The organism is Serratia sp. PL17, from assembly GCF_017832355.1.
In the GTDB taxonomy this organism is placed as follows: Bacteria; Pseudomonadota; Gammaproteobacteria; order Enterobacterales; family Enterobacteriaceae; genus Serratia.
Genome location: NZ_JAFIBY010000001.1, coordinates 643,514 through 666,462 on the forward strand (window position 1 = coordinate 643,514; position 22,949 = coordinate 666,462).

General features: G+C 52.1%; 25 protein-coding genes and 3 tRNA genes. 18 read left to right on the plus strand and 10 right to left on the minus strand.

What is annotated here, in order from left to right:
• Positions 1-13: 13 nt before the first annotated feature.
• The 3 genes from JOE25_RS03050 to JOE25_RS03060 all read right to left on the minus strand — a co-directional run bounded on the left by JOE25_RS03050 (position 14) and on the right by JOE25_RS03060 (position 3,661).
• Entirely contained in the window at positions 14-1,624 is a 1,611-nt protein-coding gene (locus tag JOE25_RS03050) for an aldehyde dehydrogenase (NADP(+)) (protein ID WP_209632672.1), read from the minus strand.
• Between the two features lie 62 nt (positions 1,625-1,686).
• On the minus strand, positions 1,687-2,607 hold the full coding sequence (locus tag JOE25_RS03055) for a dihydrodipicolinate synthase family protein (protein WP_209632673.1): 921 nt from the start codon (positions 2,605-2,607) through the stop codon (positions 1,687-1,689).
• A 208-nt stretch (positions 2,608-2,815) separates the two neighbouring features.
• Positions 2,816-3,661, minus strand: a complete 846-nt coding sequence (locus JOE25_RS03060) for an AraC family transcriptional regulator (protein ID WP_209632674.1) — start codon at positions 3,659-3,661, stop codon at positions 2,816-2,818.
• A gap of 284 nt (positions 3,662-3,945) precedes the next feature.
• Between JOE25_RS03060 and JOE25_RS03065 the strand changes: the two genes are divergently transcribed.
• From JOE25_RS03065 to JOE25_RS03085, 5 genes are read left to right on the plus strand one after another with little or no spacing between them, the layout of a single operon-like run.
• Positions 3,946-4,893 carry a 4-hydroxyproline epimerase gene (locus JOE25_RS03065; protein WP_209632675.1) on the plus strand — a complete coding sequence of 316 codons (948 nt, stop codon included), beginning with the start codon at positions 3,946-3,948 and terminating at the stop codon, positions 4,891-4,893.
• Positions 4,893-6,017, plus strand: a complete 1,125-nt coding sequence (locus JOE25_RS03070) for an FAD-dependent oxidoreductase (RefSeq protein WP_209632676.1) — start codon at positions 4,893-4,895, stop codon at positions 6,015-6,017. Before JOE25_RS03065 ends, JOE25_RS03070 begins: the two co-directional genes overlap by 1 nt.
• Positions 6,014-6,274 carry a (2Fe-2S)-binding protein gene (locus tag JOE25_RS03075; RefSeq protein ID WP_209632677.1) on the plus strand — a complete coding sequence of 87 codons (261 nt, stop codon included), beginning with the start codon at positions 6,014-6,016 and terminating at the stop codon, positions 6,272-6,274. The genes JOE25_RS03070 and JOE25_RS03075 overlap by 4 nt, the downstream gene beginning before the upstream one ends.
• The gene (locus JOE25_RS03080; RefSeq protein WP_209632678.1) at positions 6,267-7,529 is read left to right on the plus strand and encodes an FAD/NAD(P)-binding oxidoreductase; all 1,263 of its coding nucleotides are present in this window, start codon (positions 6,267-6,269) and stop codon (positions 7,527-7,529) included. Before JOE25_RS03075 ends, JOE25_RS03080 begins: the two co-directional genes overlap by 8 nt.
• A gap of 48 nt (positions 7,530-7,577) precedes the next feature.
• The gene (locus tag JOE25_RS03085) at positions 7,578-7,733 is read left to right on the plus strand and encodes a hypothetical protein (RefSeq protein WP_209632679.1); all 156 of its coding nucleotides are present in this window, start codon (positions 7,578-7,580) and stop codon (positions 7,731-7,733) included.
• A gap of 57 nt (positions 7,734-7,790) precedes the next feature.
• On the opposite strand, the gene JOE25_RS03090 is transcribed toward JOE25_RS03085, so the two are convergent.
• Positions 7,791-8,150, minus strand: coding sequence for a hypothetical protein (locus tag JOE25_RS03090; RefSeq protein ID WP_209632680.1), 360 nt, complete (start codon positions 8,148-8,150; stop codon positions 7,791-7,793).
• Between the two features lie 168 nt (positions 8,151-8,318).
• On the opposite strand from JOE25_RS03090, the gene JOE25_RS03095 reads away from it, so the two are divergent.
• From JOE25_RS03095 to JOE25_RS03105, 3 genes are all read left to right on the plus strand, one after another.
• Positions 8,319-8,549 (plus strand): hypothetical protein, encoded by a 231-nt coding sequence (locus JOE25_RS03095; RefSeq protein ID WP_209632681.1) that lies wholly within the window; start codon positions 8,319-8,321, stop codon positions 8,547-8,549.
• Between the two features lie 65 nt (positions 8,550-8,614).
• Complete coding sequence (locus JOE25_RS03100) at positions 8,615-8,929, plus strand: hypothetical protein (RefSeq protein ID WP_209634229.1); 315 nt, start codon at positions 8,615-8,617, stop codon at positions 8,927-8,929.
• A 224-nt stretch (positions 8,930-9,153) separates the two neighbouring features.
• Positions 9,154-9,585, plus strand: coding sequence for a hypothetical protein (locus tag JOE25_RS03105; protein ID WP_209632682.1), 432 nt, complete (start codon positions 9,154-9,156; stop codon positions 9,583-9,585).
• Positions 9,586-9,600: 15 nt separating this feature from the next.
• Here JOE25_RS03105 and JOE25_RS03110 read toward each other — a convergent pair whose 3' ends face one another.
• A complete protein-coding gene (locus JOE25_RS03110; RefSeq protein ID WP_209632683.1) occupies positions 9,601-9,942 on the minus strand; it encodes a GlpM family protein in 342 nt (113 codons plus the stop codon).
• Positions 9,943-10,056: 114 nt separating this feature from the next.
• Complete coding sequence (locus tag JOE25_RS03115) at positions 10,057-10,281, minus strand: DUF2594 family protein (protein WP_020826235.1); 225 nt, start codon at positions 10,279-10,281, stop codon at positions 10,057-10,059.
• A gap of 784 nt (positions 10,282-11,065) precedes the next feature.
• On the opposite strand from JOE25_RS03115, the gene uvrY reads away from it, so the two are divergent.
• From uvrY to JOE25_RS03145, 6 genes are all read left to right on the plus strand, one after another.
• A complete protein-coding gene (uvrY, locus tag JOE25_RS03120; RefSeq protein WP_012006273.1) occupies positions 11,066-11,722 on the plus strand; it encodes a UvrY/SirA/GacA family response regulator transcription factor in 657 nt (218 codons plus the stop codon).
• Positions 11,715-13,547 carry an excinuclease ABC subunit UvrC gene (gene uvrC / locus JOE25_RS03125; RefSeq protein ID WP_209632684.1) on the plus strand — a complete coding sequence of 611 codons (1,833 nt, stop codon included), beginning with the start codon at positions 11,715-11,717 and terminating at the stop codon, positions 13,545-13,547. The genes uvrY and uvrC overlap by 8 nt, the downstream gene beginning before the upstream one ends.
• Before the next feature lie 58 nt (positions 13,548-13,605).
• The gene (gene pgsA / locus JOE25_RS03130) at positions 13,606-14,154 is read left to right on the plus strand and encodes a CDP-diacylglycerol--glycerol-3-phosphate 3-phosphatidyltransferase (RefSeq protein WP_209632685.1); all 549 of its coding nucleotides are present in this window, start codon (positions 13,606-13,608) and stop codon (positions 14,152-14,154) included.
• 145 nt (positions 14,155-14,299) lie between these two features.
• Positions 14,300-14,375 (plus strand) — tRNA-Gly (locus JOE25_RS03135).
• 57 nt (positions 14,376-14,432) lie between these two features.
• Positions 14,433-14,506: transfer RNA gene (locus JOE25_RS03140), tRNA-Cys, on the plus strand.
• Between the two features lie 10 nt (positions 14,507-14,516).
• A tRNA-Leu gene (locus JOE25_RS03145) sits at positions 14,517-14,602 on the plus strand.
• Between the two features lie 812 nt (positions 14,603-15,414).
• On the opposite strand, the gene JOE25_RS03150 is transcribed toward JOE25_RS03145, so the two are convergent.
• Both JOE25_RS03150 and JOE25_RS03155 read right to left on the minus strand, forming a co-directional pair.
• A complete protein-coding gene (locus JOE25_RS03150) occupies positions 15,415-15,645 on the minus strand; it encodes a hypothetical protein (protein ID WP_209632686.1) in 231 nt (76 codons plus the stop codon).
• A 242-nt stretch (positions 15,646-15,887) separates the two neighbouring features.
• Positions 15,888-17,030, minus strand: coding sequence for a MurR/RpiR family transcriptional regulator (locus tag JOE25_RS03155; RefSeq protein ID WP_209632687.1), 1,143 nt, complete (start codon positions 17,028-17,030; stop codon positions 15,888-15,890).
• Between the two features lie 407 nt (positions 17,031-17,437).
• Between JOE25_RS03155 and JOE25_RS03160 the strand changes: the two genes are divergently transcribed.
• From JOE25_RS03160 to celB, 4 genes are all read left to right on the plus strand, one after another.
• Entirely contained in the window at positions 17,438-17,743 is a 306-nt protein-coding gene (locus tag JOE25_RS03160; RefSeq protein WP_209632688.1) for a PTS sugar transporter subunit IIB, read from the plus strand.
• 111 nt (positions 17,744-17,854) lie between these two features.
• Complete coding sequence (locus JOE25_RS03165; RefSeq protein WP_209632689.1) at positions 17,855-18,181, plus strand: PTS lactose/cellobiose transporter subunit IIA; 327 nt, start codon at positions 17,855-17,857, stop codon at positions 18,179-18,181.
• A complete protein-coding gene (locus JOE25_RS03170; RefSeq protein ID WP_209632690.1) occupies positions 18,174-19,475 on the plus strand; it encodes a 6-phospho-beta-glucosidase in 1,302 nt (433 codons plus the stop codon). Before JOE25_RS03165 ends, JOE25_RS03170 begins: the two co-directional genes overlap by 8 nt.
• Before the next feature lie 57 nt (positions 19,476-19,532).
• Positions 19,533-20,894: a PTS cellobiose transporter subunit IIC gene (gene celB / locus JOE25_RS03175; RefSeq protein ID WP_209632691.1), complete on the plus strand. Its 1,362-nt coding sequence runs from the start codon at positions 19,533-19,535 to the stop codon at positions 20,892-20,894.
• 121 nt (positions 20,895-21,015) lie between these two features.
• Here the strand turns inward: celB and JOE25_RS26645 are convergent, their stop codons facing one another.
• Both JOE25_RS26645 and proP read right to left on the minus strand, forming a co-directional pair.
• Positions 21,016-21,150, minus strand: a complete 135-nt coding sequence (locus JOE25_RS26645; protein WP_265555009.1) for a hypothetical protein — start codon at positions 21,148-21,150, stop codon at positions 21,016-21,018.
• A gap of 138 nt (positions 21,151-21,288) precedes the next feature.
• Entirely contained in the window at positions 21,289-22,791 is a 1,503-nt protein-coding gene (proP, locus tag JOE25_RS03180; RefSeq protein WP_209632692.1) for a glycine betaine/L-proline transporter ProP, read from the minus strand.
• Positions 22,792-22,949: the final 158 nt, after the last annotated feature.

Below are 22,949 nucleotides of genomic sequence, written 5' to 3' on the forward strand. Positions count from 1 at the left end.
AGATGTGGTCTGGCTAATGGTTGGCGGATGAGTGGACTGGGTCACGGGTGTAAATACCGTTAACCAGCCGCAGCAGGCCAAGCGGATTACTGTCTTGTAACGGCGGTGGCAGCAGTGCCGCAGGATAATTCTGTAAGCAAACCGGGCGCAGGAAGCGTTCAATAGCCAGCGTGCCCACAGAGGTGCCGCGTGCATCGCTGGTGGCAGGATAAGGGCCGCCGTGCACCATGGCATCACACACTTCTACTCCAGTCGGATAGCCGTTGAACAGCACACGTCCCGCTTTGCGCGTCAACTGTTGCGCCAGCGGTGCGGCATCATGTAAATCGCCCTCGTCGGCCAGCAAGGTGGCGGTTAATTGCCCTTGCAGGCTATCGAGCGCGGCAGTCAGTTGTTGGTTATTTTCCACCGTTACCACAATGGCCACAGGGCCAAACACTTCCTCCTGCAACAGCGGGTTGCCGCTCAGCAGCAAGTCGATATCAGCCTGGTACAGCTGTGGAGCCGCCAGATAAGGTCGTTCCTCGCGGTTGCCGGCAAGGTGGCGAATGCCTGGTTGTTTTTCGAGTGCAGCCAACCCGCTGTGGAAATGTGTCAGCGTGCCGGCGTTCAGCATGGCCTGCGGCGCGGCAACGTTTACCTTCGAGGCGAGTTCCTGAATAAATTGATCAAATGCTTCTCCACGTGGGGCGATGATCAACCCCGGTTTGGTGCAGAACTGCCCACACCCCAAGGTGAAGGAGGCAACCAGTTCGTGCGCAATTTGCTCACCACGGCGGGCCAACGCCAGCGGCATCACGATCAGCGGGTTGATGCTCGACATCTCGGCAAATACCGGGATAGGGTGCGGGCGGCGCATGGCGAGATCGAACAGGGCCCTGCCACCCCGTAACGAGCCGGTAAAGCCCACCGCCTGGATGGCTGGGTGCTGGACCAGATCGGCACCGATGCGGTCGCCGTAAATCATGTTGAAGACGCCGGCCGGGATGTTTTGCTGTTCTCTTGCCCGTTCAATTGCCTGCGCGGTCAATTCGGCAGTGATCATATGGCTGCTGTGCGCTTTGAACACCACCGGGCAACCCGCCGCGAGTGCAGCGGCGGTATCACCACCGGCAGTGGAGAACGCCAGAGGGAAATTGCTGGCACCAAATACGGCCACCGGACCGATGGCGGTTCGATACTGCCGGAGATCGGGGCGTGGCAACGGTGTCCGCTGCGGCAACGCGCTGTCTATGCGCACGCCATGCATATCCCCACGGCGTAGCAAGGTGGCAAATAGCCGCATCTGGCCGCTGGTTCTGGCCCGTTCGCCACTGAGGCGAGCTAATGGCAGCGCGGTTTCCTGCATGGCGAAGGTAAAGAAATCCTCACTCAGTGCATCCAATTGGTCGGCAATCGCCTCAAGAAAATCGGCGCGGCGTTCGGCGCTGAATTGTGAATAAGCCGTGAAGGCTTGTGCGGCTGCGTCGGCAGCCGCAGCGGCTTCTGTGGCGCTGGCTGAGAAAAAAACATGACCGGTCGGCAGACCGTTATCGGCACGCAGGCTGATAAGGTCGGCCTCACCGCTGGCGTAGCGTTGGCCGCCGATAAACTGTCTGCCGCTGAGGGTATAGGCGTTGGGCATGGGTTCCCCCTGTTTAGCAAGTGGCTAGGCCCGGCAGTGAACCGGGCGAGTGAGAGCGGCGATTAAAGACCGACATTCGGCAATGCTGGGCGGTTTGCCAGCGCTTTTTTGACCACCGCAGTGACGTCGGCAAGCGTCTCGCCTTGCAGCGCTAAACGTGGCGGACGGGTGATAGCGCTGCCGCGGCCGACTAACTCTTCACACAGCTTGATGCACTGCACCAAATCCGGTCGCGCATCCAGGTGCAGCAACGGCATAAACCAGCTGTAGAGCGCCAGCGCTTCCTCAAAGCGTTTTTGCTTCGCCAGGCGGAATAGCGTTTCGCCTTCGCGTGGGAAGGCGTTAGACATTCCTGAGATCCACCCTTCGGCGCCGACGGCGATGCTTTCCAGTACGACGTCGTCCAAGCCTGCGAACAGCACAAAGCGGTCACCGACCTCATTACGCAAATCGATAAAGCGACGGGTATCACCGGAAGAGTCTTTGAAGCACACGATATTTTCGCAGTCGACCAGGGTCGTCAGGATGTCGGGCGTCACGTCGTTTTTATAAATGAGAGGATTGTTGTAGACCATGATCGGCAGATCGGTGGCGGTGGCAACGCTGCGAAAGTGTGTGGCGGTTTCATGGGGTTTGGCAGAGTAAACCAATGCCGGCATGACCATAATGCCGTCGACACCGACCTTCTGAGCTTCACGCGCCATATTCTTCGCGAAGGCGGTAGTGAATTCGGCGATGCCGGCAATGACGGGCACTTTGCCCTGTGCAGCATCACGTGCGACTTCAATGACTGACAGTTTTTCCTGCATTGTCAGCGAGGTATTTTCACCCACGGTGCCGCAGACCACCAGACCCGAAACGCCGTCCTTGACCAGGTTTTTGATCACCGTATGGGTGGCGTCGAGATCCAAAGAAAAGTCGCTGCGAAACTGAGTGCTGACCGCCGGGAATACGCCGCTCCAGCTAATGGCTTTATGGCTCATAGTGTTTGTCCTGTCGTCCAAGTTTGTTAATCAATGGTGAATTATTGGTAAAATCCAATCACAGATTGACCTGTATTGTTCGCAGGGGCTTGACGGTTTTCGCCGAATGCCATGACGAAATTGGCACAATTGGACAGAACATCAGATAGCCAAAACCCTGACGTTTACCACGCCTAAAAGGAAGAGGTTATTGATATGAGTCAATGCGTTATGGTGCGAGCGTGATGCGGAAATCGCGAGGTGTGGAGCCGGTCATCGCCTTGAACTGGCGGCTGAATGCGCTGTGATCAGTGTAGCCGCACTGCAAGGCTATGTCGGTAATGGGCAGATCGCTGGCCAGCAGTTCGGTGGCTTTTTCCAGGCGTACTTTGTGGATCATCTGGCGTGGCGTGAGATGAAAAATGCGTTTGCAGTAACGTTCGATCTGCGCCACGGAAAGCGCAGTGAGCGTCGTCAGTTCTTCGAGAGCAATTGGGCGGGCGTAATGCTGACGAATATAGACGTCTATGGCGGCTAAACGTTGATAGGCGGGGTGATTCGCTTTGGCCTCTTGCAGGTCATGCGATATGCCCGCCATGCCGATGATTTTGCCCTGAGTATCATACAGCGCCAGCTTTTGCGTCAGGCACCAGCCGGTTTCACGGCCACTGTACAGGTGCATTTCCAACTGATCCTGGATCATAACGCCATGGTGCAGTACACGCCGATCTTGCTCGGTATACCCCGAACCGAGCTGCGCTGGGAATACGTCCGCCGAGGTTTTACCCAGAAGCGGCGTGACGGTTTTAAATCCACAACGTTTAGCCAGTGTCAGGTTGGCCAACAGATAACGTGCCTGCACGTCTTTGATAAAGAACACGACGTTGGGAATGGCGTTGAGCAGCGGCACGATCAATGCCAGTGAATTCAGCAGGTCATGCAGGGTATTCGGGCGCTGTTGTGCCAGGCCATCGCACCAGCGAGACAGTTGTTCAATGGCAAAGACGTCCCCTTCCTGTTCGTCAACAAGGGGTCGGGGAGCAGTGATAACCGGATGGTCTTGGGCTAATCGCATAGCAATACCTTTTCCCGTCGAGTGACTCAAATCTGAGGCGGCCGGGCAGGCCATTTTTGAAGCGCTTAATCAATATTAACTTTCTTATAACTTTTCAAGCGTAGCTGCCAATTATGCGGAACACCGCATACTTTTGCATGCCACTGAGCGGGCATCCGGTAATCCGCCAAGCCGGAAATTGTGCTGATTTCTGCATTCCCCGCGCCGAAATGCATCAAGCCGTCATCAGCATATTCGGTCAGGCTAACGCTATCGGTAACATTTCATTAACCCAGGAGACTCCGATGGCTCTTACTTCGCAATTCACCCGGCTGCGCGCGATCGATTCCCATACTGGCGGTGAGCCAACACGGCTGATCGTCGATGGATTCCCCACATTGGGCACCGGCAGTATGGCGGAGCGCAAGGCACTGTTTGCCCAACAGTATGACGACTGGCGCAGCGCTATTATTCTGGAGCCTCGCGGCAATGACGTGCTGGTGGGGGCTTTACTGTGTGAACCCTGTTCACCACAGGCAACGGCAGGGGTGATTTTCTTTAATAACGCCGGTTATCTGGGGATGTGCGGTCACGGCACTATCGGACTGGTGGCCTCGCTGGCCTATCTGGGGCGGATTGGCGTAGGGGAGCACCTGATAGAAACCCCGGTGGGTACGGTGAATGCCACGTTGCACGCGGATGGCAGTGTAACAGTGGAAAACGTGCCCGCTTACCGATATCGCCGACAGGTTGAGGTTGAGGTGGCGGGGTACGGAACGGTGGTTGGCGATATTGCCTGGGGCGGGAACTGGTTTTTTCTGATCGGCGAGCATCATCTGGCTATCAATACGCAAAACCTGGAGGCCCTAACGGCCTTTTGTTGGGCTGTGCGTCAGGCTTTGGAGCTGGCGGGGATTTATGGGGAAGAGGGTGGCGTTATTGATCACATCGAACTCTTTGCCGCCGATATGCAGGCTGACAGCCGCAACTTTGTACTGTGCCCGGGCAAGGCTTATGACCGTTCCCCCTGCGGTACTGGCACCAGTGCAAAGCTGGCCTGTCTGGCCGCTGACGGAAAATTACAGCCAGGAGAAATTTGGCGTCAGGCAAGTGTGATTGGTAGCCAATTCAGCGGCTATTACCAGCATAACGGCGATCGCGTGACGCCGTTTATTCGTGGGCAAGCCTATGTGTGTGCTGACAGCCAACTGTTGTTAGATGAGCGTGATCCCTTTATTTGGGGGATCCGTTAATGGTTGCCTGCAGGCGTGCCGAGGCGATTGTGGTGGGAGCTGGCATCATTGGTGCTGCCTGCGCCTGGCAGCTGGCAAGGCAGGGGGTTCAAGTCCTGCTGGTAGACAATCAGCGTGCGGGTGCGACGGCAGCAGGCATGGGGCATCTGGTTTGTATGGATGATAACCCGGCGGAACTGGCCTTAAGCGCCTACTCGCTGCAACTGTGGCGCAGCGTGGTGGACCGGATGCCGGAAAGCTGCGCCTGGCGCGGTTGTGGTACGTTGTGGCTGGCAGAGCGGGACGATGAAATGGCCATTGCCGCAGGCAAGCGGCAACGTATGGCGGAATATGAGGTCGCCAGTGAAACATTGAGCTCCACTCAGGTTGTGGAGCTGGAACCTATGCTGCGTGCCGGGTTGGCGGGGGGATTACGCGTGCCGGGTGACGGCATCGTGTATGCCCCTAACGTTGCCCGGTGGTTAGTCGCTGACGCCGGGTCTGCGGTCAGGGTGATCACGGGTGAGGCGATCGCGCTGGAAGCGCAGGCCGTTGTGTTGGCCGGCGGTGAACGGCTAACGGCGCCGGTTGTCGTACTGGCCAGTGGCCTGCAGGCCGATAGGCTGTTGGAACACCCCTTATTACGTGCGAAGAAAGGGCATCTTGCGATCACCGATCGTTACCCCAGACGGGTGCGTCATCAATTGGTTGAACTGGGTTATGGCGCCAGTGCCCATGCCAGTGATGGCACTTCGGTAGCATTTAACGTTCAGGCTCGCCCAACAGGCCAGTTGTTGATCGGCTCGTCACGCCAGTTTGATGTCCCTGACAGCACTATCGATATGGCATTGCTGGCCGCCATGTTGGCACGTGCCAACACCTTCCTGCCTGAACTGGCTCAGATGAACATTATCCGCTGCTGGACCGGTCAACGCGCCGCGACTGCCGACGGCTTGCCGCTGCTGGGCCCGCATCCTCAACATCGCTGGTTATGGTTAGCGTTAGGTCACGAAGGGCTGGGTGTCACCACAGCGTTGGGTAGCGCAGCACTGATCGCGGCGCAGATCCATAATCATCGACCGGCCATTGATGACACGCCTTATCTGGCATCGCGCATGTTTCGGAAAGAGGTGTTGTCGGTATGAACAAGAAACAGACTCTACTTACGTTAACCCTTAACGGTGAAACTCTCTGCGTGCCGGAGGGCATTACCGTGGCAGCTGCGCTCAGCCTGAGTGGACAGGATGGGTGCCGTTTTTCTGTCAGCGGCCAATTACGTGCGCCGTTTTGTGGCATGGGTATCTGCCAAGAGTGTCGTGTCACGGTGAATGGGCTTCGGAGGCTGGCGTGTCAGACACTGTGTCAACCTGGAATGCATATTGAAAGGACAGAGAATGAGTGAGCTCACGTGTGATGTACTGATTGTTGGTGCTGGTCCTGCCGGGTTAGCGGCGGCTTGCGCTGCGGCAGAGAGTGGCCGGTCAGTGCTGGTGCTTGACGACAACCTCCGTCTGGGTGGGCAAATCTGGCGCGATGGCCCGAATGTAGCGCTGCCTACGCTAGCGCAGCAATACCGTCGGGCCGTTGAGGCACAGAGTAATATAACATTGCTTAATGGTGTCAAAATCGTAGCCCAGTGTGGGCCGCAAAGCATTCTCTACGAAGATGCGGCGGACAGTGGCATCGTGGAGTATCAAAAACTGATTTTGTGCTGCGGCGCTCGGGAACTGTTGCTCCCGTTTCCCGGTTGGACGTTGCCGGGCGTGACCGGCGCGGGCGGCCTGCAGGCGCAAATTAAGCAAGGGCTACCTATTAAAGGAGAGCGGGTGGTTATTGCGGGTAGCGGCCCATTGCTGCTGGCCGTTGCCAACAGTGTTGCCAGCGCAGGGGGGGAAGTGATAATGCTGGCGGAGCAAGCGCCCGTCTCGCAAATAGCGGCTTTTGCCGGCGGGTTATGGCGTTGGCCTGTGAAGTTACGCCAGTCTTTTGCTCTCGCCAATAGCCATTATCGTCCAGGCTGCCATGTGCTGGAGGCGTTAGGTGAACAGCGGCTAAAAGCGGTTAGGATTAAAAAAGGCGGGCGCGTGGTGACACTGGACTGCGAACGTTTGGCCTGTGGTTTTGGGCTGGTGGCGAATATCGAGCTGGCGATGCTATTGGGATGCCGTATCGACAATGACGTTATTGCGGTGGGCGATGACCAGCAGACCAGCCAAGCGAATATTTATGCAGCCGGTGAATGTACCGGTATTGGCGGCAGTGAACTGGCGCTGGCTGAAGGCGCCATTGCTGGATATGCCGCAACCGGCAATCTGGAGAATATGCAGGCATTAACGGCACAACGTGCCAAGTGGCAGCAATTTTCTGATGCGGTGGCGCGAGCCTTTGTGCTTAATCCAGCATTGAAAGCGCTGGCGACACCCGAAACATTGTTGTGCCGTTGTGAAGATGTGTCGCTGGGGGAGGTTAGTGGCTTGCCTGACTGGACGTCGGCCAAGTTGAGGAGCCGCTGTGGCATGGGGGCCTGCCAGGGCAAGATCTGTGCGACAGCGGCACGCCACGTGTTCGGCTGGCAGTTTTCAACGCCGCGCATTCCATTAACACCGGTAAGGGGGGCAACATTGGCGCGCTTGGGAAGGATAAAAACCGACGGATAAGCCTGCTACACTCAGACAGAGTGAGCGGAAAAATCGGGCGGAGAACGGATGACAAATGCACTGATTACACTGGGGCTGTGCCTGCTGCTAATGCCGCTGTTGTTGTGGCTGATTGGCCGGGCATTATCAGCGGCAAAAGATAAAAAGCCGGAAGGGGACAAGCGTAAACCTAGGTCCGGCATGCCGCACGGTGATGATGAATAATCTCCGGCGGCACGCGCTATCGGTGAAGGCGCCATGCCAACCCTGTCATTGGCATTCCTAATACTGTGGCCAATAATACGTTTTCTCATGCCAGCCTTTGCCGTACATGCAGGCTTCGATGGTTGCCGAACGGGCCCCCTCATTACGATCATTTTGCACCGTTTTAAACGAGGGTTGTTTTTCGTAGCGATAACCTGCCGGGCAGTTCTTCTTATCTTTCTCGCAAGTCTGATAGGTGTTTTCGTAGCTAAATTCAAAATCTCTCACCACGTCGGGTGGAAAACGCTCGAAGCCGCGCCCTTTACATTCGGCATATTCAGCATCGCGAGTGGCAGCGCCTGCACCCGCTCTTTCCCACTGTGTACAGGCATTCAATGCCATTAATGGTAATATAATCAAAAATCTATACGTCTTCATGGTGTCCCTGACTCTTCCTTTCGTCCTATACGCACTCCCTAGGAATTTTCCTAGCAGAGGAAGGGAGGAGTGTAATAAATTGGTGCCAAAAAAGGAAATGATAATAGTTATTGTTTAGATGAGGTTGATGTAGTCTGCCGGCCTGGATGGAGGCTGAGAAATTCACTGATGATTGAAATAATAATTAATTGTGATAATACACGCGCTAAGTTTTTTTTCGGGTTTTATATTCCTGCATTTTTAAGATATTTACCCAAGGGTTTTTCTTTATTCTTGGTTAAGAAAGGATATTTAAAGTATGCAAAATTGGTTGCAGGGTATTTATATTGCTTTTTATGGGTTTTCACAGTTAAAACTATTATTGAATTTTCAGGTAATGCGATTGCAATCCATGTGTAAATTTTCTAGATTCAGGATCGATAGATGATTGTCATGATAATGAAGACATTAAAGGGAGTTTTATTTTGGCGAATAAACCTGAAGTGCCTAAAGACAGTGCTGGTTTACCTTCATTATCAGATAATTATGATGGGTTGAGAAATCTTTCAGATGTGGGTGATTCATTGGGCTATGGCCGTACGCGTTTTTATCAGTGGTGTCGAGGACGGGGCTTTATCACCCTGATGAATGCACCCTCTCCGGAGATGATCAGTTCCGGTTATATGGTGACTGAATTATCGGAAAATGGGTATTCGCGAGTTTACGTGACAGATGAAGGCTTTAACTATGTGAGTGGCGTTTTTCAAGATGACATTAAGAAACGCATGGTTAAGCTTTAGATTATCCATAAAAATCCTATCTATTTCAATATAATAACACCAGAATATTCTTATGTTTCCGGTTGTTATACATAGAAAAATGTGGGTAAGCGGAGATGACCCTCTTTTCTATCCTCCCCAGCGCATTGGAAGTTATCTTATTTTTCTACCAACAGCGCTTCAGTGCTACGGCCGGCGGTTATTCTCTTGCTACTATGAGGATCGTTTTTTTTCAGGAGCTCAGGATGAAGCATTACGCCGCTTTACTCGTTACGGCCATGTTGTTGTCTGGCTGCGCCACCCAAAGTGTTCCATTACAACAGGCGGAGTTACCACCACCTAGCCGTTTGTTGCTTTATCAGAACGTGCCGCAAACGCCATTTGCAACGGTAGTCGTTGTTCGTGACAGCGGAATGCTGGCAGGGAGTTGCCGTACCGGGGTGTATATCAACGGAGAGTTTGCTGCATCACTGGCGGCCAAAGAGAAGGCCGAGTTTCGGATACCCGTAGGTAATAATGAAATTAGCATTGGGCAGGATATGATCGAAAATAGCCTGTGCATTTGGCGCGATACCAACGGCCGCTTACCGATGACGTTACGTGCCGGTGAGAGCCGTTATTTCCGAATCGCCGGCGATATGCAACGCGGATTTGTCCTGCAGGCCAGCAAGCCATGAATCTGGCGGGGGCCGTCAGCGCCCCTGCCACCACCCCCATAGGCTAACCAATAGCCACGCTGCGGCGATCCAACACAATACGGCAGCCAGCAGTGCCCAAGACAGCTTCATGCTGTTGATAAAGCAATACAGTGAGATCAGGTAGACCAGATAGGGTAACACGGCCCACATGCCGAAAATCAGCGTGGTTCTCAGGGCTTCTATCGAACGTTCGCTGCCGACAATGTAATGAGCAATCAGTGCAAAAGTGGGGAACAATGGCACAAGACCGGCAATATAGTAACTGCGACTTTTGGCAAGCAGCGCAATGAATACCACCACCAACGCGCCGATCAGCGCTTTAACCACGATGCCCATATGTCTCTCTGGCGTAAATAAAAAACACATTGCCTGAAATAACCAAGGGAATCAATTCGTCGGAAACCGCAGAGGGAGCGGGCCCGCCCTGACGGCAGGCCTGAAGGAGACAGATTATTGACGGTAGGCGTGCTTAATCTGCTGAATGCTGTTTTTAAAGATTTCGGCCTGGGTCGGATCTTCGATTTGTGCGATAAAGCGTTCCATGTTGATAATGACTTTCCCGGCATCAGCCTGGCCGATCGACTTCAGGATCAGCGTCAGCGTGGCTTTAAGACAGGCGACTTCTGTTGCCAGCGTTTCCGGGTTTGCAGACGTAGTGAAATCAACGTTGCTCATTTTCTCTCCTGATTTTTGAGGCCGAAGCCTGAAACAATATGCATTTTTGATGCGCACCCACACCGGCTTCATTCACTCTGGCGTGCAGATGCGTCTTTAACTGGGCGCGGAGTATAGCATAGCATGCAGAAATGCATCTGCACTGATGGGGCTGTGCCAGCACGGGGAGGAGGCTGCGGGATCGGGCTAAGGTGTCACTGTCGCCATATTAGGGCACGTACTCATTAGTGATTAATGCATCGGCAGCTTGCTGCCAGACATCAGGTTTGTTGGAGAATAATAGGTTAGTTATTTTTCCAAACTTAATAAGTATTTGATCGCTAACTCGCAGTTAACGTGCACAAGTTATTTAAAATATCAATGCTTTCTACCTGCCGTGTGTTGCCCGTAAGATAAGGAAATAATGTCTTCCATCGTGGTTACCCAAGGGGCAGATAAATGAATGGTTGCTATTTTGTTCATTTTCAATGAATTACAATGGTATTGTATTCGTGTTAATATTATCAATGTTGCGATTGCTTACACTGATTTTACCTGTAGTTAACCTTGGGTTCTGTATCATGGGGCAAAGGTATGCACCGTAATATTTACATCGCCTATTTTCATCGGCAGGCTGGCTTTTATCGGGCTGCGTTAGGGACTAAAATTCAAAAGTCAGGCCCACTGCGCAAAGTTAATCGGGAGTAAGTATTAATCTGTGTTCATTCTTGTCTGAAAAACAAGTAATATCTCAGGCTATAACAGAGGCTGATTGCGTTACTCCCTTCTTTTTGGAGATTTTTCCTTGATTAGCGTTCTTCTTGTTGATGACCACGAACTGGTGCGCGCAGGGATACGACGCATTCTGGAAGATATCAAAGGTATAAAAGTTGTCGGTGAGGCCCAGTGCGGTGAGGATGCCGTTAAATGGTGCCGTGGCAATGCTGTAGATATCGTTCTTATGGATATGAATATGCCGGGTATTGGCGGGTTGGAAGCCACGCGTAAAATTGTACGTTATGCGCCCGACGTTAAAGTCATCATGCTGACTATTCATACGGAAAATCCATTGCCTGCCAAAGTAATGCAGGCGGGCGCTGCGGGTTACCTGAGCAAGGGGGCGGCCCCACAGGATGTCGTCAATGCTATTCGTGCCGTGCAGGCCGGGCAGCGATATATCGCGTCCGACATCGCCCAGCAGATGGCTCTGAGCCAGCTGGAACCGCAGACTGAGACGCCGTTCAGCTGCCTGTCTGAGCGCGAACTGCAAATTATGCTGATGATCACCAAAGGCAAAAAGGTGAATGAAATCTCAGAGCAACTGAGCCTCAGCCCTAAAACAGTGAACAGTTACCGTTACCGCATGTTCAGTAAGCTGAATATCAGCGGCGATGTCGAATTGACACACCTGGCTATCCGACACGGATTGTTCAATGCGGAGACGTTGTTAAGCAGTGAGTGACCGTTTTGATGCCAAAGCATTTCTAAGCACCGTAACCAGCCAACCTGGCGTCTACCGTATGTATGACGCTAGTGGCACGGTTATCTATGTCGGCAAAGCCAAAGACCTGAAAAAACGCCTCTCCAGTTACTTTCGCCAGCAGGTTGGTAGCCGCAAAACGGAGACGTTGGTTAAAAATATCGCGCAAATAGACGTAACTGTTACGCATACCGAAACAGAAGCGCTGTTGCTGGAACATAACTACATAAAGTTATACCAGCCGCGATATAATGTTCTTTTGCGAGACGATAAATCTTATCCGCTGATCTTCCTCAGTGCGGACAGCCACCCGCGGCTGGCTGTGCATCGTGGTGCCAAACACGCCAAGGGCGAATACTTTGGCCCATTCCCCAATTCCTATGCCGTACGCGAGACGCTGGCGCTGTTGCAGAAACTGTTCCCGATACGCCAATGTGAGAACAGCGTGTACCGCAACCGCTCACGGCCTTGTCTGCAGTACCAGATCGGTCGATGCCTGGGGCCTTGTGTCGCCGGGCTAGTCAGCGAGGATGAATACCAACAGCAGGTGGACTATGTGCGTCTGTTCCTGTCGGGTAAAGATCAGCAGGTATTGCATCAGTTGATTGAACGGATGGAAAACGCCAGTAAAGCATTGAACTTTGAAGACGCCGCGCGCATACGCGATCAGATCCAGGCGGTTCGGCGGGTAACTGAACGTCAGTTTGTTTCTGGCAATAGTGACGATCTGGACGTGATCGGCGTGGCGTTCGAGGCAGGTATGGCTTGCCTGCACGTGCTGTTTATTCGCCAGGGCAAAGTGTTGGGCAGCCGCAGTTATTTCCCGAAAGTACCGGGCGGCACCGAAATGAGCGAAGTCGTACAAACATTTGTCGGCCAGTTCTATTTACAGGGTAGCCAGATGCGCACCTTGCCGGCGGAGATTCTGTTGGATTTCACCTTGCCGGAAAAAGACCTGCTGGCTGAGTCGCTCTCTGAACTGGCGGGTCGTAAGATTCAGATCCAGAGTAAACCGCGAGGGGATCGTGCGCGTTACCTTAAACTGGCGCGTACAAACGCGGCGACCGCGCTGACGACCAAACTTTCCCAGCAGTCGACGATTCACCAGCGGCTTGCAGAATTGGCTAAAGTGTTGAACCTGACCGAGATTAACCGCATGGAATGCTTCGACATCAGCCATACCATGGGAGAACAAACGGTCGCGTCCTGCGTGGTATTTGATGGTAATGGGCCGCTGCGTTCTGAATATCGGCGCTATAATATCACCGGTATTACGCCGGGGGATGACTATGCCGCGATGGCGCAAGTGCTGAAACGCCGTTACGGTAAGGCGCTGGAAGAGAAAAAAATCCCTGACGTTATCTTTATTGATGGTGGTAAAGGGCAACTGGGCATGGCGATTGATGTGTTTAACTCGCTGAATGTGACCTGGGATAAGAACAAACCTTTACTGATTGGCATTGCTAAAGGCGCCGATCGTAAAGCCGGGTTAGAGACGTTGTTCTTTGTACCGGAAGGCGAGGGCATTGCTCTGCCGTCGGATTCGCCGGCGCTGCATGTGATCCAGCATATCCGCGATGATTCGCATAACCACGCAATCACCGGACATCGCCAGAAAAGGGCAAAAGTAAGAAATACCAGCGCGTTGGAACTGATCGACGGTGTTGGGCCAAAAAGGCGACAGGTGTTGTTGAAGTATATGGGCGGACTTCAACCATTATTGAACGCCAGCGTGGAGGAAATTGCAAAAGTGCCGGGTATTTCACAAGCATTGGCAGAAAAGATCTACAATGCATTGAAACACTGAGGGCAATGTAGCAACATACTCTTAATTTCCACTCCAGCCAGATAGTTACCCTAGCATTATGCAATTGAATATACCGACTTGGCTTACTCTGTTCCGCGTAGTTCTGATCCCATTCTTTGTACTGGCATTTTATCTGCCATTCACTTGGGCTCCGATGCTATGCGCCGTTATCTTTGTGTTTGCTGCCATAACCGACTGGTTTGATGGTTTCCTCGCCCGTCGCTGGAAGCAAACTACCCGTTTCGGGGCGTTCCTTGACCCGGTGGCAGATAAGGTGATGGTGGCTGTGGCACTGGTGCTGGTGGCGGAACATTACCACACCTGGTGGATCACTCTGCCTGCGGCGACCATGATTGCCCGTGAAATTATTATCTCGTCACTGCGTGAGTGGATGGCGGAGATTGGTAAACGTAGCAGCGTGGCCGTATCCTGGATTGGTAAAGTAAAAACCATGGCGCAAATGATGTCGCTGGTTGGATTGTTGTGGCGTCCAGATCGCTCCGTTGAGTATGTCTCTTTTGGTTTGTTGTACATCGCAGCGGTGCTGACTTTCTGGTCAATGTTCCAATATTTGAACGCTGCCAGGAAAGATTTGCTGGAACCCTGATCAAAGCGGTGCAAAAATCGTCAAACAAACGTAATGAGACAACAATTTTATTGACTCATTACGTCAGGTAAGTAGAATGCATCGCATCAGACGGCAGCAGTGATTTGCCGAAAGATAGCAAAAAAATCAGTAAGTTCTGATTGATGCGGGAATAGCTCAGTTGGTAGAGCACGACCTTGCCAAGGTCGGGGTCGCGAGTTCGAGTCTCGTTTCCCGCTCCAAATTTGATAAAGCTGGTGTTTCACGAGCTTTAGCCTGAACAAGGCAAATAGAATTTAGGCGCGTTAACAAAGCGGTTATGTAGCGGATTGCAAATCCGTCTAGTCCGGTTCGACTCCGGAACGCGCCTCCAATTTTCCCGAGCCCGGGTGGTGAAATCGGTAGACACAAGGGATTTAAAATCCCTCGGCTTATGGCTGTGCGGGTTCAAGTCCCGCCCCGGGTACCAGGAAAATAAATTCAAGAATAACAAGCAATAAGTAGTAATGTCGTGACCGCCGGAAGGCGGTTTTTTTGTATCTGAAATTCCTCTTCATCATATCTCTTCATTTTCTCCTGTATGATTCCCCGCTGACAAAGCGCCAGATAGGGTTTGATGCATAAACCACCGTGGTGGCTATCGGCCATTTCATCAGCATTTCTATCGCCGGCTTACAATGCCGATCGATAAGCTTGTGCAATCTGCAAAAGAGTCATCATGTTAATTGCACTGATACGCAGATTTTTACATGAAAGTAGGCCATTTTTTAAAGACGGCCGGCGATAAGTGATCTATAACCAAATAGCGCAAATGAGAAGGAGGATGGGATGAGAGGGGGATTATTTTTGTTGGCTATTTTAATGCTATCCGGCTGCTCAGGGCCTTTGGGGTCAATCTTGGGCGTGATTCCCCAGCATTCTGACATTTGCCCACAGGGCAGAAACTCGATTACGGGTGAATGCCGTTAGTTATCAGGGTTTAAGATGCCGTATCTAAAAGGGTTTACCCGCTTCTGGCCTGCATGGTTTGGTCAACGCGTACATCTGCCCAACTCACAGCGCTGCCAGGATGCGGTTAACGTGACATAACGCCTGCCACACTCCGTTATGAAGACCCTATCCGGTTATGTAAACCGGATATTGCCTTTCAAAGCGTCAGATCTTAACTCCCGGCACCCAGTAGTGAAATATCACCCGCGCTACAGTTCGCCACTAACATCATGACTACGACGACGAGAATAGAGATGATGGTGCATAGATCCGACTTGCGCATGCTTCTCCTTAGCGGCCTGTTACCCCGATAACTTCGATTGCTGCTCTGTGCAGCTTTTGGCTGTAGTCATCGGGTTGTTTCTCGATCTCTTTGATCAGATAGGCGAGAATACTTTGCTTGGTGATGGGTGTGTTAGCGGAAAGCACATGAATGACACTTTTACCGACCAGATGATATATGTGCTCACGGTACGTCTCGATATCTTTATCGCAGAGACCGTAAAGGGAATAATCGATCATAGAATTTTACCGCTGGTGAAATTTAAAATGCCAGCCGAAGCTGGCAGAGAAGCCATATAAAAAATAAAGTCCTGCAAATTCCACTTAGGTTGATATCTATGTGGAAGGTTTACGATAACGTAGTAAGAATATTCCCATCAATAGGCAACGGCAATCCAGATGGTTAATTAGGAAAATCCTCAGGTTATGGGCATAGTGCGGGCTGTGCTGAAGGAGGAACCGAATGGTAAAGGGAGGCAGATTTAATCTTCCGTCTGCGAACTCAGGCTCTCAGGCAGTAGCTGCGCCAGCAGCAGATCGAGCGTTAACATTAGTCCATAACGTGCAGCGCTACCGCCACTGAGTGGCAATACTTTGTCGGCGAATCCAGCCAGCGTGCTGCCAACCGGGGCCAAGGCGATACGGTAAGCGCCAGTAGCGCCGGCCAACTTCGCGGCGTTAAGCAGATCAGCGTTTTCCCCACTCATTGACAGCAGTACAACGCATTGTTGCGTACTGAGCGTGGAGGCCGTCATACGCATCAGCGCGGCGTCCTGGCAGGCAAAGGCAGGATAGCCGAGTCCGACCAAGCGTTGCTGCAATTCATTGACGTAGAGTGCCATGCTATTTACACCAAAAATATGCACGCTTTTGGACTGGCTTAAGTGTTGGCTGGCTTCGATCAACGCCGCATGCTCTACCTGCTGCAGCTGTTGATGGAGCGTGGTTTCTATGTCATTAACGCGTTGCAACCACAGGCGTGGTGGCCCATTAGGCGCCGTTTGTGCGGTTAAATAGCGTGAGCCGCTTACGCTGGCCTGCGCCAATTTCATTCGCAAATCGCGAATATCATCGCAACCAATGGTTTTGGCAAAGCGCGTGATCGTTGCCGGACTGACCCCTGCCTGGGTGGCAAGTAGCTCGATGGTGGCGGAAGACGCGAAGGCGACATCGTCCAAAATGGTTTGCGCGACCTTTGCTTCCTGCTGGCTGAATTGATTTTGGCGTGCGCGGATCTGATAGACAATGTCACCAATATCTTCGCAACCAATGGATTTGGCAAAACGACTGAGCGTTGTGGAACTGACGCCCGGTAGCTTACCGATGCCGGCGGCTGATGCGAAAGCGATATCCATGCTGCCCAATACAGGTTGAGCCACCGCGGTAGCGGCGCTTGCTGGTACGGGTTGGGTGCGCATCAAAGAGACAAAGTCGTTAAGATCCTGGCAGCCAAGGGACTGAGCAAAATGCGCGACGATCTCGGTACTGACACCGGCACGTTCGGCCAGCTGCTCAATGGTTGCCGTTGACGTGAATCCGGGATTATCCAGGATGGTTCGGGCAATTTTCGCCTCCTGGCGATTGAACGGGCTTTGGCGAAACTGAATGTGGTAAACGAGATCCATGACTGCAGTGTCCCTTCTGTTATGCCAATCGGCGATCTGTGTTCCAAACTAGCCTGTTTTTCGCGCGGCATAAAGCCATAACCAGAAGAATAAATTAATGAAAATAATTTTCAATTCATCCTGTGTAAAAACGAGATGCTTCTCTCATCGTTTAGTTGCCAATAATTTATCTTGCTGTTTTTAAAGGTTAAATAGGATTTATGGATTTTGTCTGCGAATAAAAGTCTATCGTCGATCACAGTGTTGAAAAAAATTTTCATGATAATTTTTAGTTAACAATTTGTTTTTTAAAGATTAAGTGAAAATCATAATCAAATCGTATGGATCTAAGGTATTTACAAGCGTGTTACAGCACTGTTTTATATTTGCACAGCCAAGGTGGCTAGTCACAATCGAGGCACCCAAAAATGCAAACAATCGTCTTATGCTGCGCTGCAGGAATGTCTACCAGCATGCTGGTACAAAAAATGAAAACCGAGGCACAAAAGCGTGCTTTGGATATTGAAATTGAAGCCGTACCCGTAGCGGATTTTGAACGCATCGTTGAAAGGGCGGACATTGTACTGTTAGGGCCACAGGTGAAATATGAACACGCGCGCCTTTCGGAACTGGCTGCCCCATTAGGCAAAACCGTTGCGGTTATTGATATGTTGGATTACGGCACCCTGCGTGGGGATAAGGTGCTGGACAAGGCACTGGGCCTGCTGGGCTGATAACACCCTGTGGGGCATTGCCCCTCAAACCCTATTTTTGATTATTTTACAGCGGATTATTTTATTAATCCGTCGGGGCTTGCTGTGCCTGGAATCAGGCCAGGGGAGGTAATGATGGATTTGGAAACGAGTGTTATGGAACTGCTGGTTCATGCCGGGAGTGCACGCAGTTCTCTGCTGTCGGCATTGCAACTGGCACGCCACGGTGAGTTTGACGCCGCGGATGTCAAGCTGGAAGAGGCGAAGTCCGGCATCGGCCGGGCGCATAGCATGCAGACGGAACTGATAGGCATGGACGAAGGCTGTGGAAAAATACCGGTCAGTTTAATTCTGGTGCATGCGCAGGACCATTTGATGAACGCGATGCTGATCCAGGATCTGGCCACTGACATGATCGAGCTTTATCGTCGTTTACCTCAAGGGGCAGGCAATGACTAAAATAACCGTAATTGGTGGTGGCAGTAGCTATACGCCAGAGTTGGTCGAAGGGTTGATCGCGCATTATCAGGATGTGCCATTGACCGAACTGGCGCTGGTGGATGTTGAATCCGGTCGGGAGAAAGTGGGCATCATTGCTGAACTGACCAAAAGAATGTTCAAACGTAACGGGTTGGAACAGGTGGTCGTTTCGGTGCATTTTTCGCTGGAGCCGGCCATTCGTGGTGCCCGCTTTGTGTTAACTCAACTGCGGGTGGGGCAATTGGCTGCCCGCGCAGCTGACGAACGCCTGGGGCTGAAATATCAACGTCTTGGACAGGAGACAACGGGCGTCGGTGGTTTTGCCAAAGCGCTACGGACCATTCCGGTGATGTTGGAGGTGGCCCGCACGGTGGAAGCCGTTGCACCGGATGCCTGGATCATCAACTTCACCAATCCTGCCGGGATCGTCACCGAAGCGGTATCACGCTACAGCAAGGCGAAGATCATCGGCGTGTGTAATGTGCCGATCACGATGCACCACATGATTGCCGACATGCTGAAAGCGCCGCACGATCAGGTGGATCTGCGTTTCGCCGGGTTGAACCATATGGTGTGGGTGCACCAGGTGACGCAAAGCGGCAAGGATGTCACCGCCGACGTATTGAACATGCTAAGCAATGGCGAAACGCTGTCGATGAATAACATCAAAGAGCTGCCGTGGCCGCCTGCGTTTTTACAGGCTCTGGGGGCGATTCCCTGCCCATATCACCGCTATTTTTATCAAACGGCTGGAATGCTGGAGGAAGAGATAGCCGCAGCTGCTGCGCAAGGGACCCGGGCTGAGCAAGTGATGAAAGTTGAAGCGGAGTTATTTGCTTTGTATGCCGACCCCGCATTGGATAAGAAACCCGAACAACTGAGATTCCGTGGTGGTGCGTTCTATTCTGAAGTGGCGGTCGAGTTGATCCGCGCCATTCATAACAACAGCGGTAAGGTGCTGGTGGTGAACACCCGCAATAACGGCGCTATTCAGGGTTTGCCGGACGATGCGGTGATTGAAACCAACTGTGTGATCGATGCACAGGGCGCACACCCACTGAGTTTTGGCCCGATGCCGCTGGCAATGAACGGGCTGACTCAACAGGTAAAAGATTTTGAACGGCTGACAATTGAGGCCGCCGTGCATGGCGATCGTCAAAGTGCGCTGTTGGCGTTGGTCGTGAATCCGTTGATTGGTGGTGTCGGCATTGCACAACCGTTGTTGGATGAGGTGCTGAGCCTGAATCAAGCCTATTTACCGCAGTTTAATTAAGTCGAAATTCCATAATAACAATCACGACAGAGCCGGCTTTGCCGGGCAGGGGGGATGATGGCGGGTTTAAATAGCATTCTTGAACGTTACGTATTGCCTACGGCGTTAAAAATCGCGGGGCAAAAACACATTTTGTCGGTGCGGGACGGCATAATTCTCAATATGCCCTTTATGTTGATTGGGTCATTCTTTCTGATCTTCGCCTATTTGCCGATCCCCAGTTATGCCAATCTGATGGGGGAGATATTCGGCGCGGCCTGGCGCGACAAATTGCTGTACCCGGTTAAGGCAACCTACGACATCATGGCGATTATCTCCAGCTTTGGCATCGCCTACCGGCTGGCGGAAAAATACCGCGGCATGGACCCGCTCAGTACCGGTGCTGTTTCGCTGGTGGCGTTCATCATGACCATTCCCCAGCACACGTTGTTTGCGCCAGTGAAAGGCGCGGCCGAGCAGATCGTCAAAGGCGTGTTGCCGATGAATTTTATCGGCAGTCAGGGGTTGTTTGTCGCGATTGTCGTCGCGTTGCTATCGACGGAAATCTACCGTTTTGTGCATAACCGTAACCTGGTGATCAACATGCCGGAAGGGGTTCCGCCCGCGGTGGCCAAATCCTTCTTGGCACTGATCCCAGGTTTTTGCGTATTGGCGGTGATATTGCTGTTGCGCCTTATCGTTGAAGCCACGCCGTTTGGCGATATCAACACCATGATCGCTACGCTGATCGGGATTCCAATGCACCACGTGGGCGGAACACTGCCGGGGATGATTTTCTCGGTAATCCTGATTGGTCTGCTATGGACATTGGGGCTGCATGGCGACGCCATTGTATTGGTCTTTATTCAGCCGGTGTGGCTGGCAAATATGTCGGAAAATCTGGTCGCATTTCAGAACAATCAACCGATCCCACACATCATTACTCAGCAATTTTACGATCTGTGGATTGCCCCCGGTGGGACAGGAGCCTTATTGGGATTGGTGATCTTTATGCTGGTGCGCAGCCGTAGTGCGCAGATGAAACAGTTGGGAAAAATTGCTGCGCCAGGTTGCCTGTTCAACATCAGCGAACCCATGGTATTCGGTATTCCGTTGGTGATGAACCCGTATTTCTTCCTGCCCTTTATTTTGACGCCGGTAGTCTTGGTGATCGTGACTTACAGTGCGATGGCAACCGGGCTGGTAACGCCCCCAGTCGGTATCGCGTTGCCCTTCACCACGCCAATTTTCATTAGCGGTTATTTAGCGACCGGCGGCCATATATCGGGAACGGTGATCCAAGTCGTGAATCTTCTTATTTCAATGGCGATTTACTACCCGTTCTTCCGTGCCTGGGATAAGCAAAAATACCGTGAAGAAAACCATGCGGCTGCGTCGGTGCAAAGTACCGTGGCGGGTGAACAAACCTCGACACCGTAATTATGCATACCCGTCAGGGAGGCCATCGCCGCTTTTGTAGAGAGTGAAAAAAGTGGCGTGCCATAACACCAAAACCGCCGCCAGGCGGTTTTTTACTTGGCAGAGCGGGCGATGAAGCGTATTAGCGGAGGCTTTCGAGCCAGTGGAAAATGCGTGCAAGGTTGAGGGTAATATCGCCGATGTTAAATATCGCACCTACCCATACTGCAATCATGACAGCCACACCAATGACAACCGGCAGATCCATTTTATTCATTGGCTATCGTCTTCAATGGGTTAACAAGTTTTCAAGCCTAGCATTAATCGCTTCGGGGATAAAACCTCAGTCTAGGCTTGCCTGGATTTGGCATACCAAAAAAAGCCACCCGAAGGTGGCTTATCCAAAGAACGTTGTTTAGTCCAGTTTAGGGTGCTGGTCGATCAACGTTTGTCTTTTCTTTTCCAGTTCGGCGATCTGCTCATTGATGTCATCGACTTTCTGTTCGATGTTGTCGTAGTTCTCTTGCAGCAGCTCTTTGGCTTCCGACCGGTCCGATGCAGCCGGTGTGGCGCCGCGAAGCGGTTTATTGGCTGTTTCCTTCATGTACAACCCGGTGATCAGACCGATCACCGCAACGACCATCAGGTAGTAGGCCGGCATATAGAGGTTACCGGTTGATTCGACTAACCATGCGGCAGCCGTTGGCGTTGCACCGGCAACCAGTACCGAGATGTTGAACGAGATCGCCAGGGCGCTGTAGCGAATATGCGTCGGGAACATCGCAGGCAAGATAGAAGCCATCACGCCAGTGAAGCAGTTGAGCAACACGGCCAACACTAATAGGCCGACGAAGATCAAGCCAATTACACTGCTGTTGATCAGAATAAAGCACGGTATCGCCAGCGCCAACAGGCCGATGCTGCCGCCGATGATAAACGGCTTACGGCCGATGCGATCGCTGGTCAGGCCGATGACCGGCTGTACAAACAGCATACCGATCATGACGGCGATGATGATCAGGACGCCGTGGTCTTCCGAATAATGCAGATTATGCGACAGGTAGCTCGGCATGTAGGTCAACAACATGTAATAAGTCACGTTGGTTGAAATTACGATACCGACACAGACCAGCAAGCTTTTCCAGTGCTTGGCGGCAATCTCCTTGAATGAGGTCTTCGGTGGATTTTCGATGGCGTTGCGATCTTCCTTCTCCATCTTATCCACATGCTGCTGGAACGCGGGGGTTTCTTCCAACGCATGACGCAGGTAGAGGCCAATTAAGCCCAAAGGCGCAGCGATAAAGAACGGAATGCGCCAACCCCAATCGAGGAAATTAGTTTCACCCACGATGCTGGAAATCAGCACTACAACGCCTGCACCCATGACAAAGCCGGCAATGGAGCCGAAATCAAGCCAGCTTCCCATAAAGCCGCGCTTTCTGTCCGGTGAGTATTCGGCAACGAAGATGGCTGCACCAGAGTATTCGCCGCCCACTGAAAAGCCCTGCGCCAGCTTGGCCAGCAGCAGTAAGATCGGGGCCCAGATGCCGATCGACGCATACGAGGGGATCAGACCGATACAGAAAGTACTCACCGCCATAATAATAATGGTGATGGAAAGGACTTTTTGACGCCCGAACTTATCGCCCATGGCGCCAAAGAAGATGCCACCGAGCGGACGAACCAGGAAGGGGACAGAGAAGGTGGCCAGTGCGGCGATCATCTGTACGCCGGGAGTGGCGCCAGGGAAAAAGACTTGCCCAAGCGCGTAGGCCACAAAGCCATAGACGCCAAAGTCGAACCACTCCATTGCGTTGCCTAATGCAGCCGCGGTAATGGCCTTCTTGAGTTTGCTGTCGTCAATAATGGTGATGTCATTAATATGCATCGGTTTATGTCGTTTTTTTCTTAACTTCATATAATCATCCCTTAATCAATTTTAGTCGTACGTAAATTCGCAATCCTTCTGCCCAGTTATCAATTTGGCTAATCTAAGTGCTTTGCACAGAGATCGGCTATTGCCATTTTTTGTGTGACACGAATCACGTAATATCTCAATTTTCACCGAGAATATGT